The 18,122-nt window shown below is 57.1% G+C and carries 12 protein-coding genes; 9 read left to right on the forward strand and 3 right to left on the reverse strand.

Going from position 1 to position 18,122, the window contains the following annotated elements; genetic code table 11:
* Positions 1–12: 12 nt before the first annotated feature.
* Positions 13–1,470, forward strand: a complete 1,458-nt coding sequence (gene gatB / locus B5F39_RS03030) for an Asp-tRNA(Asn)/Glu-tRNA(Gln) amidotransferase subunit GatB (RefSeq protein ID WP_087363679.1) — start codon at positions 13–15, stop codon at positions 1,468–1,470.
* Between the two features lie 99 nt (positions 1,471–1,569).
* On the opposite strand, the gene B5F39_RS03035 is transcribed toward gatB, so the two are convergent.
* A complete protein-coding gene (locus B5F39_RS03035) occupies positions 1,570–2,469 on the reverse strand; it encodes a LysR family transcriptional regulator (RefSeq protein WP_087363681.1) in 900 nt (299 codons plus the stop codon).
* Positions 2,470–2,621: 152 nt separating this feature from the next.
* Between B5F39_RS03035 and B5F39_RS03040 the strand changes: the two genes are divergently transcribed.
* The 4 genes from B5F39_RS03040 (at position 2,622) to B5F39_RS03055 (ending at position 8,355) form a co-directional block, all read left to right on the forward strand.
* Complete coding sequence (locus B5F39_RS03040) at positions 2,622–3,998, forward strand: MATE family efflux transporter (RefSeq protein WP_087363682.1); 1,377 nt, start codon at positions 2,622–2,624, stop codon at positions 3,996–3,998.
* Positions 3,999–4,592: 594 nt separating this feature from the next.
* Positions 4,593–6,680, forward strand: a complete 2,088-nt coding sequence (gene fusA / locus B5F39_RS03045) for an elongation factor G (protein WP_087363685.1) — start codon at positions 4,593–4,595, stop codon at positions 6,678–6,680.
* 63 nt (positions 6,681–6,743) lie between these two features.
* Entirely contained in the window at positions 6,744–7,892 is a 1,149-nt protein-coding gene (locus B5F39_RS03050) for an MFS transporter (RefSeq protein WP_087363687.1), read from the forward strand.
* 22 nt (positions 7,893–7,914) lie between these two features.
* Entirely contained in the window at positions 7,915–8,355 is a 441-nt protein-coding gene (locus B5F39_RS03055) for a hypothetical protein (RefSeq protein ID WP_087363689.1), read from the forward strand.
* 52 nt (positions 8,356–8,407) lie between these two features.
* Here B5F39_RS03055 and htpG read toward each other — a convergent pair whose 3' ends face one another.
* Both htpG and clpB read right to left on the reverse strand, forming a co-directional pair.
* Entirely contained in the window at positions 8,408–10,279 is a 1,872-nt protein-coding gene (gene htpG / locus B5F39_RS03060; RefSeq protein ID WP_087363692.1) for a molecular chaperone HtpG, read from the reverse strand.
* Positions 10,280–10,414: 135 nt separating this feature from the next.
* Complete coding sequence (clpB, locus tag B5F39_RS03065) at positions 10,415–13,051, reverse strand: ATP-dependent chaperone ClpB (protein ID WP_087363695.1); 2,637 nt, start codon at positions 13,049–13,051, stop codon at positions 10,415–10,417.
* A 345-nt stretch (positions 13,052–13,396) separates the two neighbouring features.
* On the opposite strand from clpB, the gene B5F39_RS03070 reads away from it, so the two are divergent.
* The 4 genes from B5F39_RS03070 to tilS all read left to right on the forward strand — a co-directional run bounded on the left by B5F39_RS03070 (position 13,397) and on the right by tilS (position 18,064).
* Positions 13,397–13,600: a cold-shock protein gene (locus B5F39_RS03070; protein ID WP_087363698.1), complete on the forward strand. Its 204-nt coding sequence runs from the start codon at positions 13,397–13,399 to the stop codon at positions 13,598–13,600.
* A gap of 216 nt (positions 13,601–13,816) precedes the next feature.
* Positions 13,817–16,351, forward strand: a complete 2,535-nt coding sequence (locus B5F39_RS03075) for an ATP-binding protein (protein ID WP_087363701.1) — start codon at positions 13,817–13,819, stop codon at positions 16,349–16,351.
* Positions 16,351–17,037, forward strand: coding sequence for an endonuclease III (locus B5F39_RS03080; RefSeq protein ID WP_239391058.1), 687 nt, complete (start codon positions 16,351–16,353; stop codon positions 17,035–17,037). Before B5F39_RS03075 ends, B5F39_RS03080 begins: the two co-directional genes overlap by 1 nt.
* Complete coding sequence (gene tilS / locus B5F39_RS03085; protein ID WP_158095912.1) at positions 17,003–18,064, forward strand: tRNA lysidine(34) synthetase TilS; 1,062 nt, start codon at positions 17,003–17,005, stop codon at positions 18,062–18,064. The genes B5F39_RS03080 and tilS overlap by 35 nt, the downstream gene beginning before the upstream one ends.
* The last annotated feature ends 58 nt before the right edge of the window (positions 18,065–18,122 follow it).

Consider the following 18,122-nt stretch of genomic DNA (forward strand, 5'->3'; position numbering starts at 1 on the left):
GAGGTCAACGAGATGAAAAGAAAAGTCGTCATAGGACTTGAAATACACCTTCAGCTCAAAACGAAGACGAAGCTCTTCTGCGGCTGCTCGACGGACTACATCGGCGCGACCCCGAACACGAACGTCTGCCCGATATGCCTCGCCGTGCCCGGCACGCTGCCGGTGATCAACGACCACGCGGTCGACCTCGCCGTGAAGATGGGGCTCGGCCTCCACTGCGAGATACAGGACGGCACGCGCTTCCACCGCAAACACTATTTCTACGCCGACCTTCCGAAAGCCTACCAGATAACGCAGTACGAGCACGCCATAGCGCAGGGTGGATACCTCGACGTGATAGCCGAGGGCAAGCCGAAGCGGATACGCCTCGACCACCTGCACCTCGAAGAGGATGCCGGCAAGCTGGTACACCCGACCGCCGACGGTAGGCTTTCGGGCGCGGCCTATTCGCTCGTCGACTACAACCGCGGCGGGATGCCGCTCTCCGAGATAGTCTCGATGCCGGACATGAACTCGCCCGCCGAGGCGATAGCCTACGTCACGCAGATACGCCAGCTCGCGCGCTATCTCGACGTGTCGGACGGCGAGATGGAATCCGGCTCGCTGCGCGTCGACGTCAACGTATCGCTCTGCAACCCCGACGGCTCGTTCGGCACGCGCGTCGAGCTGAAGAACATAAACTCGCTGAAGTCGATAGAGCGCGCGCTCGAATACGAGATAGCGCGCCAGAACCGCGTGCTCGACGAGGGCGGCGCGCTCGTGCAGGAGACGCGTCTCTGGGACGACGCGGCGGGCGTCACGCGCTCGATGCGCAGCAAAGAAGGGGCCCGCGACTACCGCTACTACGTCGAGATGGACCTCGCGCCGATAGACGCGAAGCCGGACTATGTGGAACGCATACGCGCCTCGCTGCCCGAAATGCCGTGGGACAAACGCGACCGCTTCATGGAGCAGTACGGCCTCTCGCTCGAGGAAAGCCAGCAAATCACAGAACAGCGCGAGATGGCCGACTACTACGAAGAGATGGTCAAGGCCGGAGCGCCCGCCGCGAAGGCAGCGAACTGGGCCCGCATGGAGGTGCAGCGCATACTCCACGAAGAGCAGCTCGACATCACGAAATTCCCGATCCCGGCAAAAGAGCTCGGCACGCTCATAGCAAAGGTGGAGAAGCGCGAACTCTCCAATACTCAGGCGAAGGATGTGCTCGCCGCGATGTTCGGCGAAAAACTCACGCTCGAAGAGGCGATGAAGAAATGCGGCGCTTCGGGCGGACGCATGACGGGCGACGCGCTCGCCGCCGTCATCGACAAAGTCTTCGCCGCGCAGCCGGAAGCGGTCGAAACGATCAGAAAAGGCGCGGACAAGAAGGGCGCGAAGGCGAAATTCCTTCAGGGGCTCGTAATGCGCGAAACGCGCGGAAGCGCAGACCCTGCGGAAGTCGCGAAGACGATAGCCGAAAAACTGGGATAGTCCCGCGCGTTTTATAAAAATCACTGACGGAGCCGGACGGACACGCAGAATCCGCGGCTCCGTCCGTTTTTATCCGCCGGCGGACGCGGCGCTTCCGCGCTATATGCGGCGCCGTGTTTCCTTAAAAATGTCCTCCTTCAGCTCGCGCAGAAAAGCGTCGAGCAGCTCGCCGCCGTGCGCGGCCCTGTGGTAGACGCCGAACGAAAGCGGCTCGGCATCTTCAAACGGGACGCTCGTGATTTCGAGAGTCTTCGGCAGAGAGAGGTCGGGCAGCACCGAGACGCCGAAACCGGCGTCGACGAGGACGACGATCGCCTCGCCCGAGTCGCAGAAATAAAACTCCGACGGCGCGCGTCCTCCCATCAGCGCGCCCTGCGTCTGCGCGATAAGCGGCGATGTGCGCGACGGCGTGAACATCACGAGTTTTTCGCTGCGAAGGTCGTCTGCCGTGACGCGGCCGAGCCGCGCGAGCGGATGGTCTTTCCTGCACACGCAGACGACCGGGACTTTGCCTAGCTCTTCATAAGCTGCGGAGATTTTCATGGAATCCGATTCGCGAAAGCTGACTACAGCGTCGAGGCCGCCTTCCTCCAGCATTCTGTAAATACGGAGAAACGGCACGACCTGAAGGCGCGGATGGAAATTCGGAAAGGCCGCGGCGAGCTTGCCGAGAGCGCCCGTGAGCAGGAAAAGACACGGATAATTGTAGCAGCCGATCGAAAGAGTCTGAATTTCGCCGTAAGCGGCGTGCTCGAAACGCTTTACGGCCCGCTCGTAAATTTCCGACATCTGCCTCGCGTCGTTGAAAAAGCTCTTGCCCTCTTCCGTCAGCCTCACGGCGCGCGTCGTCCGCGTAAAAAGCCTCGCGTTCAGCTCTTTCTCGAGCGCGTGTATCTGCTGCGTCACCGCCGGCTGCGTCACGTGGAGCTGTTCGGCCGCCCGCGCGAAGCTCAGATTCTCGGCCACTGCCAGAAAACAGTTTATCTGAAAAATATTCATCTCACGCAGCCCTCCAAAAGATTAATAACGTTTGCTTATCAATAATAACATACGCTAAATTCACCGCGCAGGGTAAATCCATATAATAGTCGGTGCGGCCCGCGCTTCGGGCGTCCGCCGCAAATCTGATAAAAAGCGAGTGGAACATCTTAATGTTTAACGACAAAACGGAAAAGAGGAAATCGTTCACTGAGGGGCCGGTCGCGCCGTCGCTCGTAAGATTCGCGCTGCCCGTGCTCGGCGCGCTAATACTTCAGGCCGCCTACGGGGCTGTAGACCTGCTCGTAGTCGGTTGGTTCGGCGACGCGTCGAGCATTTCTGCGGTCGGTACGGCGAGCGCCTTCATGCAGCTCGTCACATTCGTCGTCTCCGGCTTCGCGATGGGGATAACGGTAGTCGTCGGGCATCATCTCGGAGAAGGCCGCGGCGACCTCGCCGGAAGAGCGATCGGCACGTCGCTGCTGCTTTTCACGGCCCTCGGCATCGTCCTGACAGCGGCGCTCGAGCTTTTCGCCGGCGACATAGCCTCGCTGCTGAGGGTGCCTCCGGAATCGCACGCTAAGGCCGTAGCCTATCTGCGGATATGCTGCGGCGGCCTGCTTGTCATAATTTTCTACAACGTGATAAGCGCCGTCATGCGCGGCGCGGGCGACGCGAACCTTCCGCTGCTCTTCGTGGGGATAGCCTGCGTCGTGAACGTGATAGGCGACCTCCTGCTCACGGGGCTGCTCGGCATGGATGTCGCGGGTGTCGCCTCAGCCACGGTCTTCGCGCAGCTCGTGTCGGTTGCAGCGTCGCTCGCCGTGCTGCGCAGCAGAAAACTGCCGTTCCGCTTCTCGCGCGAATATCTGTGCATAGACGCGGCGGAGCTGAGACGGATCATGCGCGTCGGTGTTCCTATAGCGATACAGGAGACTACGGTTCAGCTTTCCTTCCTGGTTCTCAACATGATAGTGAACGGCATGGGGCTGCTTCCTTCCGCCGGCTACGGAGTGGCGCAGAAAGTCGTCGCGGTAATAATGCTCGTGCCGTCGTCTATCATGCAGACCCTATCGGCCTTCGTAGCGCAGAACATCGGCGCCGGGCGCGCGGACAGGGCGGCGCAGGGCTTCCGCGCTTCCGCCGCCATAGGCTGCGGTTTCGGTTTCTTCATGTTCTGCGCCGGGTTCTTTTTCGGGGACGCGCTCTCGTCGGTCTTCACAGGCGACGCCGGAGTAATAGTGCGCAGCGCTGATTACCTGCGTGGCTTTTCGCCGGAATGTGTGCTTACCTGCGTGCTTTTCAGCGCCATCGGATATTTCAACGGCTGCGGCGTCAGCATGCCAGTCATGGCGCAGGGCATTACCTCCGCGCTCTTCGTCCGCATCCCGCTGAGCCTCTTCATGGCCGGTCTCCCCGGAGCCTCCCTATCGCTGGTCGGCCTGGCCGCACCTCTCACCTCGCTCTACGGCATAGCCTTTTTCGCTCTATGCCGCTTATGGATGATGAGAGGGCGCAGAAGAGGCTCCGCATCTCACTGCAATAATTAAAATATCTATTTGAGCCTCGCGCGAACGATTGCAAAAGGCGCGTATAAATACGCCATCGGTTGATATCTAACCTGAAGCCTGCATACTGTGCTCAAAGAAAGGACTCTGTTCAAATACGCGGAATTTATTTCGAAACGTGCAGTTCTCATCTTATCCCTCATAAGTCTAGCTGTTCTTTGCTGGCAGGCAAGGAACTGTAGGCGAATACATCATGATTCAGCCTGTTTATTAAAAATCTTACCTGGGTGCATTCGATTAGGTTTACAAGTTTTCAAAAGTCAGCCGGACCGTATTTCGGACTCGACGGCTGTGGCAAGGGACTTACCGGTTTGCGTCAATCGATACAGAAGCGGCGGAAACACGGCAAAAAACGCGGCGTTGTGATATTCGTGCAAAGGGGTGTTGCTGCGTTAATTTCACAAACAACCTTCCAGCCATACGGTTGTTTCAACGCAATCATCTGGGCGCTTATATACGAGCCGCGCATTGCTTTATCTCGTTTCTTGACGTAACTCCTTAATGCAAGTATTATCAGTGAGTCATAAATGAACAAGTTATACCTAATGCTTCATAGCACAAGAAGGAGTGAAAGTAATGGGGACACGCAAACCTGAAGACATCCGCAGCATCGCGCTCATTTCACATGGAGGTGCGGGGAAGACCACGCTGAACGAGGCGTTTTTGTTCGACGCCGGGCTTATAAGCCGCATGGGAAGGGTCGAGGACAAGAACACGGTTTCTGACTTCGATTCCGAGGAACAGAAGCGCGGTATTTCCATCAGCACCTCTCTCTCGACCGTTCCGTATAAGGACAAAACTTTTTATATTCTGGATACTCCCGGCTTTGCCGACTTTGTAGGAGAACAGCGCTGCGCGATGCGCGTCGCCGACGGTGCGCTCGTCCTCGTTAACGCTACTTCCGGCGTCGAAGTACAGACCCACAACGTCTGGGAATTTGCTGAGACATTCGAGACGCCGGCGATTTTCTTCATCAGCAAACTTGACAGAGAAAATACCGACTTTGACAACGTCGTGGCAGATATACAGGAAAACATTTCAGACAAGGCCGTACCGCTCTATCTGCCGGTAGGCAGCCAGCAGAATTTCAAGGGCCTCGTCAACGTTCTTACCGGAAAGGCCTATATGTATAAGGGCGACGGAAGCAAGGAGTTCACCGAGGGAGAGGCTCCCGCCGACATGGCGGACGCGATAGCTTCGGCGCGCGAGACTCTTATCGAGCGCGCGGTTGAAGCCGACGACGAGCTTATGATGCGCTATCTCGACGGCGAAGAACTTTCGATAGATGAGCTTCTCGGCGTGCTGCGCAAGGCCGTATGCGCGCGCGCGCTGTTCCCGATAATACCTGGGTCGGGCACGCTCAACATCGGCGTCGTCCAGCTCATGGACATGATAAGCGATTATATGCCGTCTCCGAAGGATATGCTTCACCGTGCCGCGCTCAACGGCGACGAGGTCGTCAACATCCCGCCCGACGAAAACGCTAAATTCCTCGCCTTTGTCTTCAAGGTCATGGTCGACCCGTATGTTGGAAAGCTTTCGTTCGTCAAGGTCTTCTCCGGCAAGCTCACCAGCGACCAGACTGTCTACAACGTCAACGAAGAGACGGAAGAGCGCATCAGCACCTTCCGCTTCATGCGCGGCAAGGACAGCACTGAGGGCAAGGAGATAATCCTCGGAGATATAGTGGCTATTCCGAAGCTTGAGAGCACCATTGCCGGCGATACGCTTGGGATGAAGGGCGAGACGCTCAAGTTCCGCCCGATAAAGTTCCCGAAGCCGGTCTACAGCGTAGCCGTCTTCCCGAAGAGCCGCGCCGATGAAGACAAGCTCGGAAACGCCATCACCAAGATGCTCAAGGAAGACCGCACGCTTTCGTATGAGAAGAATCCCGAGACCAACGACGCCGTGCTTTCCGGCATGGGCGACATGCACCTCGATATCGTACTCTCTAAGATAAAGGAGCGCTACAAGGTCGACCTCGAGACGCGCACGCCGAAGGTGCCGTACCGCGAGACGATAAAGAAAAAGGCGAGCGCTCAGGGCAAGCACAAGAAGCAGTCCGGCGGACGCGGCCAGTACGGCGACGTATGGTTCGAGCTTGCGCCGCTCGATAAGAACGCCGGCATCGAATTTATAGACAGGATAGTCGGCGGCGCGGTTCCGAAGAACTATATCCCGGCCGCTGAAAAAGGTCTCCGCGAGGCCGCTGCGCGCGGATACCTCGCCGGTTATCCAGCGACGGACTTCTCCTGCGCTATATTCGACGGCTCGTATCACGACGTGGACTCGTCGGAAATGGCCTTCAAGATCGCCGCTTCGATAGCCTTCAAGAAATGCATGGAGCAGGCGAACCCGGTGCTCATGGAGCCTGTCATGAACGTCGAAGTCACGGTTCCCGAGGACTGCCTCGGCGACGTAATGGGCGATTTCAACAGCCGCCGCGGGCGTATAATGGGCATAGACAGCGAAGGAAAACTTCAGATAGTCAAGGCTCAGTGCCCGCTCTCCGAGATGTTCCGCTACGCGATAATCCTTCGTTCGATGACCTCTGGGCGCGGCTCCTTCTCGATGGAGTACAGCCACTACGAAGAGGTTCCTGGCGACATCGCGAAGAAGGTAATCGAGCAGGCCGCACAGGAACGCAAGGACGAAGAAGAATAATATTTTTGCCGAATCTGCATGGGCGCCCTCTTTTGAGGGCGCCTTTTTTGAAGGATGAGAGGAATGAATAAGAACAGCCGACAGATTTTTCTTATCTTCTTGGCCTATTATGGTATGACCTGCGTTTCGAACGCATATTTTCTTTTCGGCCCGTTCTACGAATCGCTTGGGGCGACTCCGCAGCGCGCGGGGCTGTTCCTAAGCGCGTTCTATATGGTCACGCTGTTCTGCCGTCCGCTCGGAAGCGTTGTGATGGAGAGGTTCGACATTCGGCGGACGCTCATAGGGAGCGCGCTGCTTTGCGCTGCGGCGACCGCCGGCATAGCGCTGACTCTGGGCGGCGGCGCTTCGCTGCTTGTGTTCCGCGCGCTTAGCGGAATTTTTTTCAGCGTATTCATCGTTGCAACCGTAGCGGCTCAATCCATACTTCTCGACGAAAAATCTCGCGGCATAGGCTTCGCGCTCTTTACAACGGGCTCGATGCTTCCTCTCGCGACGGTCGTGCCGCTTTGCGAGCAGCTGATAAAAGGCGGTTTCGGAACGCTTTATGTATGGACGCCGGTAGCCATTTCCGTTATCTGCGCCGCAGTCGGTTGGAAGGTCAGCGACTTGAATTACACCGGCAAGGAAAAAAGCTCGTGGGGAAGCTATGCAGATCTGTTTCGGACTAAAGGTTTCGCCGTGCTTCTGCTCACCGCGATAATAATGTCGCTGGCGGACGCCGGGACGCTCTCCGTCGCGTCGCTCGCTGGCGCGCGCGGAGTATCGGTTTCCTACTTCATGGTGGCGAGCGCGGCCTCGGCTGTCGCCATCCGCACGCTCGGCTTCGGCCTCATATCCAAAGCTCCGCGCGTCAGGCTCGCCGCCCCTTCGGTCGCTGTTATGGGGTTCGCGCTCTCGGGGCTGGCATTTTGCTCGTCCGCGTGGATGTTCGCATTTTTCGGAGCTTTGTTCGGTCTCGGCATCGGCGTCGCCTATCCGACGAATTTCTCGCTCGTCGGCGACCTCATGCCTCCGCAGTATCATCCTAAGGCGACTGGGCTAGTACTGCTCGTCATAGACGTCGGATGGATAGCGAGCCCGCTCATGTACGGCTACCTCTCGCCCGTCCTCGGCGTAAGCAACACGTACCGTTTCACCGGCCTGCTCGTGTGCGCCGCGTCCGCCGCGTTGTACTGGAAATATTGGCGCGTGTTCGGCGCGCGCGTATGACCGCTCCAGCGGTACGGCTGCTGTGAAACACATAGCGAAGCCTCTCGCGGCGGCGCTCGTCATCTTCTGCGTATGCTTTTTCGCTCTTCCGCGCGCAGCCGGCTCTTACGCTTACGTTTCGCTGATATTCAAAATCAACGAAAACGAGCTCGAACGTGCGGCCGCAGCGCTCCGCGCCGGCGGCGCGCCGAGCTTGGACGGGCTATGCGGCGTGCGCGGGCCGTCCGTCATAAGCGCGGACGGGACCGTAGACTTTGCCTGTGCCTCATTCGGAATAGCCCCAGCCGGATGGTACGCCGGTATATATAATTCACCCGACGGAGCGCCGAAGGGCTTCAGAGGCGTGGAAATGAAACTCCGCCGCAGCGGCGGGGGATGGGAATACGCCGAGCCAGGCGGAGACAACCGCTATATAACCCGCCGTATAATAGGGAACTGGTATTATTACAGGATGAGCTTTTGAAATATACTAAAAAAGCGCCCTTCATACGAAGGGCGCTCAGTTTTTTGCGCCGTTATTTCTCGAGCATCCTGCTGAGCAGAGCCGTGAATTTCTTGCCGTCGGGGACGGGCTGTCCGTCGGCTATCGAGGCGAGCCCCATGAGGACGCTCGACCAGTCGTTTGCGTTGAAGTCCGGCTTTTCGGATTCCTCGGCGATTTTTTTGATTAGCGCGTGGTCAGGGTTTATCTCCATGACGCGCTTTTCCTCGGGGACTTCCTGTCCCATCGCCTTGAAGAAGTTGCGCATTTGCGGAGAAATCTCTTCGCCCTTCTGGACGAAGCAGACGGGGGAGTCTACGAGGCGGTCTGAGACCTTTACGTCTTCGACGAGGCTTCCCAGCGCGTCTTTGAGTTTCTTTACGAGTCCGCTTTTTTCGACTTCTTCCGAATGTTTTTCTGAACTCTCCGAGCCTTTCGGAAGTTCCACGTTTTCTGCCGAGGCGGAGACGAAGTCATACTTGTCGAATTTGCGCGCGTTGTTCACCCATATCTCGTCTACTGGGTCGGAGAGCAGCAGTACGTTGACGCCGCGTTTTTTGAAGGCTTCGAGCTTCGGCGAGCTGCGGAGGTTGTCGAGCGACGAGCCGGTGAGGTAGTATATTTTGTCCTGTCCGGCCGGCATTTTTATCACGTAGTCTTCGAGCGTCGTTTTTTCGCCGTTTGAGCCTTCGAAGGTGCAGAGCTTCATTATCTCTTCGCGGTGGCGCGTGTCGGATATTATTCCTTCTTTTAGCACGACTCCGAAGGTCTGCCAGAATTTAGCGTATGTCTCAGGTTTGTCCCTGCGCAGCTTCGAGAGCGTGTCGAGCACTTTTTTCGTTAGGCTGTTTTTTATCTGCGCCGTCTGGCGGTCCTGCTGGAGCATTTCGCGCGAGACGTTTAGCGAGAGGTCTTCGGAATCTACCACGCCTTTGATGAAGCGCATGTATTCCGGAATCAAGTCCTTGCAGTCGTTCATTATGAAGACGCGGCGGATGTAGAGCTGAACGCCGTGTTTGCCGTCCTGATAGAACAGGTCCATCGGCGGGCGCGACGGTATGAAGAGCAGCGCGCGGAACTCGCTGACGCCCTCGGCCTTGTAATATATGCGTTCGAGCGGATCTTCCCAGTCGTGCGAGATGTGGCGGTAGAATTCGTTGAATTCTTCGTCGGTTATTTCTTTCTGAGGACGCGTCCAGAGAGCCTTCATCGAGTTGACTGGCTCTTCCTTTCCGTCTTTTTTGTCGTCCTCCGCGTCTTTGACGTAAATCGGATATGTCACGAAGTCGGAGTATTCCTTGATGATGCCGCGGATGGTCCACTCTGAGAGGTAGTCCTTGAGATCCTCGCCCTCGTCGTCTTTTCCGGCGGGCTTCATGTGCAGCGTTATCGTAGTGCCGTTAGTCTCGCGCGTACCGTTGTCTATGGTGTATGTGCCGTCGCCGTCCGATTCCCACTTCCAGCTTTCCTGCGAACCGGCTTTACGCGTATCTACAGTCACCTTGTCGGCTGCGATGAAGCTTGAGTAGAATCCGACGCCGAACTGCCCGATGAGGTCTCCGGCGGAGCCGTTCTTCGCCTCCTGCAGCGCCTTGATGAACTCGCCTGTGCCGCTGCGCGCTATCGTTCCAAGGTAGGAGACTAGGTCGTCGCGGCTCATGCCTATGCCGTTGTCGGAGAATGTCAGAGTTCCCGCTTTTTTGTCTATCGTTATGTCGATGCGCCCGTTTTTCGCGTATTCCGCGAGCGACTGGTCGCTGAGGCTCTCTATGCGGAGTTTGTCGAGCGCGTCGGAAGCGTTCGACACGAGCTCCCTTACGAATATGTCGGGGTTGGAGTAGACGGAGTTGATCATCAGCTCCAGAACCTGTTTGGCTTCGCTTTGGAATTCCATCTTTTCAGCCATGAATATCTTCCCTCCTAAAAATTTGCAGCAGTCATTATAAATAAAAATCTTGATTTTTTACAGCCGCGCGGGCCGTAAAAAGCCGGACGGCTGGCTGCCGCCGTCCGGCTCGTTCTGATTCGGTTGTTTGTCCGTTTATTTGTCTTCGTTCTCCGCGGGGGCGTTCTCGAATGTCATGTCGAGCCTGCCCTCGTTGTCTATGACGTGTATCGTGCCGCCGTCGCGCACCTCGCCCGCAATTATCGCGCGCGCGATGCGTGTTTCTAGCGCTTTCTGAACGTATCGTTTCAGCGGGCGCGCTCCGTACACCGGGTCGTATCCGTTTTTCGCGCAGAGATCGAGCGCCGCATCGGAGACGTCGAGCCTGATTCCCTGGTCGTTGAGCCGCTGCTCAAGCTGGCGCAGTATCAGACGTACTATCTTACGCAGGTTGTCGAGCGTCAGAGGCTTGAAGCAGATTATCTCGTCGATGCGGTTAAGGAACTCGGGGCGGAACTTCGACCGCAGGATGGACATAACCTCGTCTATCGCGCTCTGCGGCAGCTCGCCTTTGTCGTTCATGCCCTCTATCAGGATCTGCGCGCCGATGTTGCTCGTCATTATTATCACGCAGTTCTTGAAGCTAACCGTGCGCCCGTGGCTGTCAGTGACGCGCCCGTCGTCGAGTATCTGAAGCATGATGTTGAAGACGTCGGGATGCGCCTTTTCGATTTCGTCGAAGAGCACGACCGAGTACGGATGGCGGCGAACCGCTTCCGTAAGCTGACCGCCCTCTTCATATCCGACGTATCCCGGAGGCGCTCCGACGAGGCGAGAGACCGTATGCTTCTCCATATACTCGGACATGTCTATCCTTATTATGTTGTCCTCCGAGTCGAAGAGCGCTTCCGCGAGAGCGCGCGCAAGCTCCGTCTTTCCGACGCCGGTCGGGCCGAGGAAGATGAAGGAGCCTATAGGCCGCTTCGGGTCTTTGATGCCGGAGCGCGCGCGCAGGACGGCGTCCGCGACGAGGCTTACGGCTTCGTCCTGGCCGACTACGCGCTCGTGCAGGATATTGTCGAGGTGGAGAAGCTTCTCACGTTCACCTTCGACGAGGCGCGCGACCGGTATCCCGGTCCACTTCGATACGATTTCAGCTATCTCGTCCTCGGTGACCTCTTCGCGCAGTAGTTTCGGCTTGCCGCCGTCGGCCTCCTGAAGTTTCTGCTCTTCTGCCTTCAGTTCGGCTTCAAGCTTGTTCAGCGTGCCGTAGCGGAGCTGCGCCGCAAGGTTGAGGTCGTAGCTGCGTTCCGCGTCCTCTATCTGATGGCGGACTTTCTCTATCTCTTCGCGGACGTTGCGAATCTTAGAAATGTCCTGCTTTTCAGCCTCATACTGGGCGCGAAGCGTATTCGCGTGCTCCTTCGCGTCGGCGAGCTCCTTCTGGAGATGTTCGAGACGCTCCAGGCTCGCCTTGTCCTTTTCGAGCTTCAGCGCCGCCTCTTCTATTTCGAGCTGCATCACGCGTCTGTTGGCCGTGTCTAGCTCCGCCGGCAGAGAATCGATGTCCGTGCGTATCATCGCGCATGCTTCGTCGATAAGGTCGATGGCCTTGTCGGGCAGGAACCTGTCGGTGATGTAGCGGTTTGAGAGCACCGCCGCCGCTACGAGCGCGCTGTCCTTGATACGCACGCCGTGGTGAACCTGGAAGCGCTCTTTCAGTCCGCGCAGGATGGAGACGGTGTCCTCTACGCTCGGCGGCTCGACCAGCACAGGCTGGAAGCGCCTTTCGAGCGCCGCGTCCTTCTCTATGTACTGGCGGTACTCCTCGAGCGTCGTCGCGCCGATGCAGTGCAGCTCGCCGCGCGCCAGCAGCGGCTTAAGCATGTTGCCCGCGTCGAGCGCGCCGTCCGTCTTTCCGGCTCCGACTATCGTATGGAGCTCGTCTATGAAGAGGATGATGCGTCCGTCGCTCTTCTTGACCTCGTCGAGCACGGCTTTCAGACGTTCCTCGAATTCGCCGCGGAACTTCGCGCCGGCGATCAGCGATCCCATGTCGAGCGCGAAAATTATACGGTCTTTGAGATTTTCCGGAACGTCGCCGCGCATGATCCTCATCGCGAGCCCTTCGGCGATCGCCGTTTTCCCGACGCCCGGCTCGCCTATGAGCACGGGGTTGTTCTTCGTCTTGCGGCTCAGTATGCGTATCGTGCGGCGTATCTCTTCATCACGTCCTATGACTGGGTCAAGCTTGTTCTCGCGCGCGGCTTTCACGAGGTCGCGTCCGTATTTCTCAAGCGCGTCGTAGGTGTCCTCCGGGTTGTCGCTGGTCACGCGCTGATTGCCGCGTACTTCAGATAGCGTCTTCAAGAAATTCTCCGGCGTTACGCCGAATGTTTCGAAAACCTTTCCCAGCGGACTGCCCTTCGTCTCGTACAGTATCGCGAGGAAAATATGCTCCACCGATATGTATTCGTCCTTGAGTCCGTTTGCTTCGTCCTCCGCGCGCACCAGTATCTTGGACAGACGCTGTGAGATGTAGATTTTGCCGCTCTCCTGTCCGGCTCCGGAAACTTTCGGCTTGCGGTTGAGTTCGTTTTCTATCGCCCCGGCTATGTTATTGACGGGAACGTTCATTTTTTCAAGAAGGCGCGGGATAAGGCCGTTCTCCTGCTTAATAAGCGCCAGGGCTACGTTTTCAGCGTCCACTTCCTGGTGTCCGTAGCGGACAGCCAAGTTCTGCGCTTCATAGAATGCTTCCTGCGACTTCTGTGTCAGCTTGTTCATATCCATTTCCATCACTCCTCGGTAAGCCATATTTAACCAATACTGACTTAACGGTGATATTATAATACATCAATGAATATCAAACAATAGTTTCCAGAAAAAATTACAAGCTTGGATTGCTATTTTCAGCTTGAAATCGTAGGTCTGTAGAATTATTTTTAGAACGCATAAAAATCTCGCATTAAGAGATTGATTTATTTCGCTGTTTGTTATAGAATCAAAATTTTGATGAAAACCGATGAAAAAACATTAGAATTCCGGTATTTTCCTTGACAAGCGCTTGATAAAAGTATAATGTAAGCTCAGTCGGCGCAAGCCGATGAAACATATTTCCTGTTGGGAGGCAACACCTTGAAAAGCAACGGCACAGTAAAATGGTTCAACGCGACGAAGGGTTACGGATTTATCACCACCGATGAAGGCAACGATGTATTCGTACACTTCAGCGCAATCCAGGGCGAGGGCTTCAAGACCCTTGACGAAGGCCAGAAGGTAAGCTTTGAAATCACGCAGGGAAGCAAGGGCCCCCAGGCTTCCAACGTGGAGAAGCTGTAAGCTTCATCAACAAGTATTTCTTTCGTATTTATACATAGAAAAATATAAAGAAATCTGACAGCAAGGGAGAGCGCGCGGCGTTCTCCCTTTTTCGTTATGTAGGGGGCGGTAAAGCCGTATATAATCTGTCCCCTAAATTATTTCGCTGTGATATAATTCAGCAATTGACTAATATTAACTTTTATCGCCGGTATGGCGGTAAACAGGAGGAGCTTCATGTCCCTTTCAGAAGATAGAAAACTTCCGGCAAGCAGTCTTCGCCGTCAGGCAAACCTCAGCGCCCTGGGATTCAGGACGACGAAGGGGCTGGACAAGCTTTCCGGGCTTATCGGACAGGAACGCGCGGTTCGTTCCGTCAATTTCGGATTGTCCGTTCAGAGCAAAGGATACAACATATTCATGGTCGGGGAGCCGGGATGCGGACGCACGACCTACGCGCTGGAAGAGCTTCGCCACGCAGCGGCGTCGATGCCGGCGCCGGACGACTGGGTCTACGTCTACAATTTCGACGATCCGAGCGTGCCGCTTGCGCTCAGACTTCCAGCCGGCAGGGGGCGCGAGCTTGCGAAGGACGCGGCTGACGCTGTTGAGGAATTGAAGACCGCTTTGTCGAAGGCCTTCGACAACAACGAGTTCGAGGACAGTAAAGCGCATCTCGTCAAGGCTTTCCAGGACGAGGTCAACTCTATAATGGAAGAGCTGCGTAAATGGGCCGAGTCGAAGAATTTCGCTATCAAGCGCACGCCGCAGGGGTTCGTCAACCTTCCGCTCATAACGGCTCCGCCGCTTCCCGCGCCTGGAAGCGAAGCTGCGGAGGGCGAGGAGCCCAAGGAGGCGGAGCCGGTGCTTCGCGAGATGCAGCAGGAAGAGTTTGAGAAGCTCTCCGAAAGCGAGCAGGCCGAGCTCCAAAAGGCGTCCGAGGAAATTTCTCAGAAGACGCTCGAAAAGCTGCGCCTCATCAGAGAAAAGGAAAAAGACCTGAAAGAAAAGATACACGAGCTGGAGAGCCAGATATGCCGCGTCGCGATAGCGCCGGTGATGTCTGAGCTTAGGACGAAATACCAGCCGAACGAGAAGCTCGAACGCTGGCTCGACGATTTTTCCGAGGATCTGATAGCTAATTTCAACGTTTTTCTCGCCGCGGTGCGCGACGACCAGGCCGACGTAGATTTCTCGCGCTATGAGGTGAACGCCTTCGTCAGCAACAATCCGAACGACGGTGCGCCAGTCGTCTGCGAGACGAACCCCATATATTACAACCTAGTAGGCAAAGTTGATTACGAGAACCGCCAGGGCAATCTCTACACCGACTTCCGCCGCATAACGCCGGGCGCGATGCACAGGGCGAACGGCGGATTCCTGCTGCTCGACGCGGACGAGCTTCTGCGTCAGTTCATGTCGTGGGACGTGCTGAAGCGCGTCCTGCGCTACCGCGAGCTCGCCATAGAAAATCTCGCGGAGCAGCTCGGCTACATTCCTGTATCCTCGCTGCGCCCGGAGCCTATCCCGGTTGATATGAAGGTCGTCATCGTAGGTACTCCGTATCTGTACTACCTGCTGAACATATACGACCCCGAGTTCTCCAAAGTGTTCAAGGTCAAGGCTGAGTTCGACTCGGAGATGCCGCGTACAGATGAAAGCGAAATGCAGATAGCGCGCTTCGTCGCCGGCTTCGTCGAACGTGAGGGAAAGCTGCATTTCACGGCTGCGGCGGTCGGAGAGGTGATAGAGTGGGCCTCGCGCCTTGTAGAGGATAAGAACAAGCTTTCTACCCAGCTCAATAAAATCGCTGAGGTTCTGGTAGAGTCTACGGCGCTAGCCAAGGGCGCAGGAAAGCGACAGGTCGGCGTGGAGCACGTAAGGAATGCGCTCTCGGAAAAGCTGTTCCGCTCCGACATGTGGGAAGAAAAGGTCTTAGACGAGTATAAAAACGGCGTAATAAGGATAGACACGGACGGTTTTGCGGTAGGACAGATAAACGGCCTGACCGTCTCTCAGCTTATAGATCATTCGTTCGGCTCGCCCGTGCGCATAACGGCCAACGTTTTCATGGGGACGGAGGGGGTCGTCAACATAGAGCGCGAGGTCCGCATGACCGGGCCTATACACAACAAGGGGCTTATGACTCTTACGAGCTATCTCGGGCGCATGTACGCGAAGAAGTATCCGCTTTCGATAAGCGCGCGCATCGCCTTCGAGCAGACCTACGGCGGCATAGAGGGAGACAGCGCGTCGTCGACAGAGCTTTACTGCCTGCTTTCCGCGATAGCCGAAATTCCGCTCAATCAGGGGATAGCGGTGACCGGTTCCGTGGACCAGCGCGGCAACATACAGCCTATAGGCGGCGTCAACGAAAAGATAGAGGGCTTCTTCCGCTACTGCGAGCACAATGGGCTGACGGGACGCCAGGGCGTCATGATCCCTGTGCAGAACGAACGTCACCTTATGCTCTGCCATGAAGTGACGGAGGCCGTCAGGAAGGGCAAATTCCATATATGGAGCATTTCGACCATAGACGAAGGCATAGAAATACTTACCGGAGTCCCCGCCGGTACGCCTGACGAGAACGGAGACTACCCGAAGGATAGCGTGCACGGGCGAGTGCAGGCGGCCCTCGAGGAATGGCTCGAGCGTTCGTTCCGCTATAAGAAGGTCATCGGCGACAGGATAGATCCTCCGAAGAAAAAGAGGCAGCCCAAGAAAGAAAAGGCGTCGCCGGAGTCCGCCGGTGGCGGCAGGGAGGCCGAGTGATGGCTCTGCACGACGTTAAGGAGATTCTTGACGGGCTCGAGGCTCTGTACGGCAACGAAGCCCGCCCTGCGAGCGATTTCTGCTACGAGGAGCCGCTCGACGACCTCATACTGACTATATTGTCGCAGAACACCAACGACAAGCTGCGCGACCGGGCATTCGCGAATATGAAGGCGCGCTACGCCTCATGGGACGAGGTCGCGGCCGCTGACATCGACGAGCTGAAGGAAGTGCTGCGCATCGCCGGAATGAGCGGCACGAAGCCGCCTCGCATACAGCAGATACTGGCGGCGGTGAAGGAGAGGTTCGGCGTCTACTCTATAAAGGAGCTGCGTAATTGGACGCAGCCGGAGGTGCGCGCCTACCTCACGTCGCTGCCGGGCGTCGGCCCCAAGACCTCGGCCATCGTTGAATGCTTCGACCTAGATATGCCGGGCTTTCCCGTAGACACGCACATTACGCGGCTCAGCAAGCGATTCGGCTGGGCCGGGGAGAAATTTCCGCCGGACAAGATTCAGGGGCTTCTCGAGGCGGAGCTGCCTAAAGAGCGCTTTCGCGGCGGGCATTTGAATTTCCTCGAGCACGGACGAGGTATATGCAACGCGCGCCGGCCTCGCTGCGGAGAATGCACGCTTATACGGTGGTGCCCGTTTGGACAGAAAGAGCTTGAACACGTCTCTGATTGAGGCCAGGAAGAAATTTCTCGCTGCAGCCGGACGGCAGGGCTGGGCCGGCGCTGAGGGGATCGTCTGCGCGCTTTCCGGCGGCGGCGACTCCGTGGCGACGCTGTGGCTGCTCAAAGAATTTTTCAGCGGACGCGTCGTAGCTGCGCACCTCGACCACTGCACCAGAGGCGGCGAATCACACCGCGACGCTGAATTCGCGCGCGGGCTCTGCCGCGAGTGGGGGATAGAGTGTTCGGTAAAAGTCGTCGACGTCCATGAGACGCGAGGAAAAGGCGAGTCTTTTGAAATGTCAGGCCGCCGCGCGCGCTACGAGCATTTCGAGGAGACGGCGCGCCGTTATTCCCTGCCTTTCATCGCCGTCGGTCACAACGCTGACGACGTCGTTGAAACGCAGCTTCTGAACCTTGCGCGCGGCACAGGAATAGCGGGGCTGCGCGGAATCCCCGAGCGCAGGGGAAACATAGTGCGCCCGGTCATAGATTTCACACGCGCCGAGCTGCGCGCGCTTCTCAAGGAAAACGGAGTGCAGTGGCGCGACGACGCGACCAACGACGAGTCCGATTATATGCGCAACAAAATCCGAAACATATTGATCCCATGGATAAAGGACAACCTCAATCCTGGCTTTGAAAACGTCATGCTCGGCCTGGCGCGGCAGGTCTCGGTCGAAACGGACGAGCGCGCAGCCGCGGCGCGCCGTGCGCTTGAAGCGGTATCGTTCACGCAGCCGCCGGCTCTCGCCGCATGGCGCGCCGCGCCTCTGAAGGAGCTGCCGGATACGCTGCTTTGCGAAATGCTTCGCGCGCAGGGTGCGGCGCTGTCGCTTCCCGTGCTTTCGCGCCGGCGCACGGAGGAGCTGCTTTCACTTATAAGGCGCGGCGGCTTCTGGCGCTTTCAGTGGGCTTTAGACGTCGAGACGTGTTATTCTGAGCGCGGCCTCGGATGGCTGCGCCGCGCCGACGTCGAGAAAACGCGCGCGCGCGGAAAAAGCCGCGGCGAAAATCATCTCCCGTGGTGGGCGGGATAATTAAAGTGTGGTATCATTCTCTATTGTTGCAGACAGATTTTCCTCCGCGAGGGAGTGC

Source organism: Cloacibacillus sp. An23 (genome assembly GCF_002159945.1).
Lineage (GTDB): Bacteria > Synergistota > Synergistia > Synergistales > Synergistaceae > Caccocola.

Excerpts from the sequence above, each read along its gene's own strand:
- gatB (WP_087363679.1), top strand. The coding sequence starts at position 13 with ATGAAAAGAAAAGTCGTCATAGGACTTGAAATACACCTTCAGCTCAAA.
- B5F39_RS03035 (WP_087363681.1), bottom strand. The coding sequence starts at position 2,469 with ATGAATATTTTTCAGATAAACTGTTTTCTGGCAGTGGCCGAGAATCTG.
- B5F39_RS03040 (WP_087363682.1), top strand. The coding sequence starts at position 2,622 with ATGTTTAACGACAAAACGGAAAAGAGGAAATCGTTCACTGAGGGGCCG.
- fusA (WP_087363685.1), top strand. The coding sequence starts at position 4,593 with ATGGGGACACGCAAACCTGAAGACATCCGCAGCATCGCGCTCATTTCA.
- B5F39_RS03050 (WP_087363687.1), top strand. The coding sequence starts at position 6,744 with ATGAATAAGAACAGCCGACAGATTTTTCTTATCTTCTTGGCCTATTAT.
- htpG (WP_087363692.1), bottom strand. The coding sequence starts at position 10,279 with ATGGCTGAAAAGATGGAATTCCAAAGCGAAGCCAAACAGGTTCTGGAG.
- clpB (WP_087363695.1), bottom strand. The coding sequence starts at position 13,051 with ATGGATATGAACAAGCTGACACAGAAGTCGCAGGAAGCATTCTATGAA.
- B5F39_RS03075 (WP_087363701.1), top strand. The coding sequence starts at position 13,817 with ATGTCCCTTTCAGAAGATAGAAAACTTCCGGCAAGCAGTCTTCGCCGT.
- B5F39_RS03080 (WP_239391058.1), top strand. The coding sequence starts at position 16,351 with ATGGCTCTGCACGACGTTAAGGAGATTCTTGACGGGCTCGAGGCTCTG.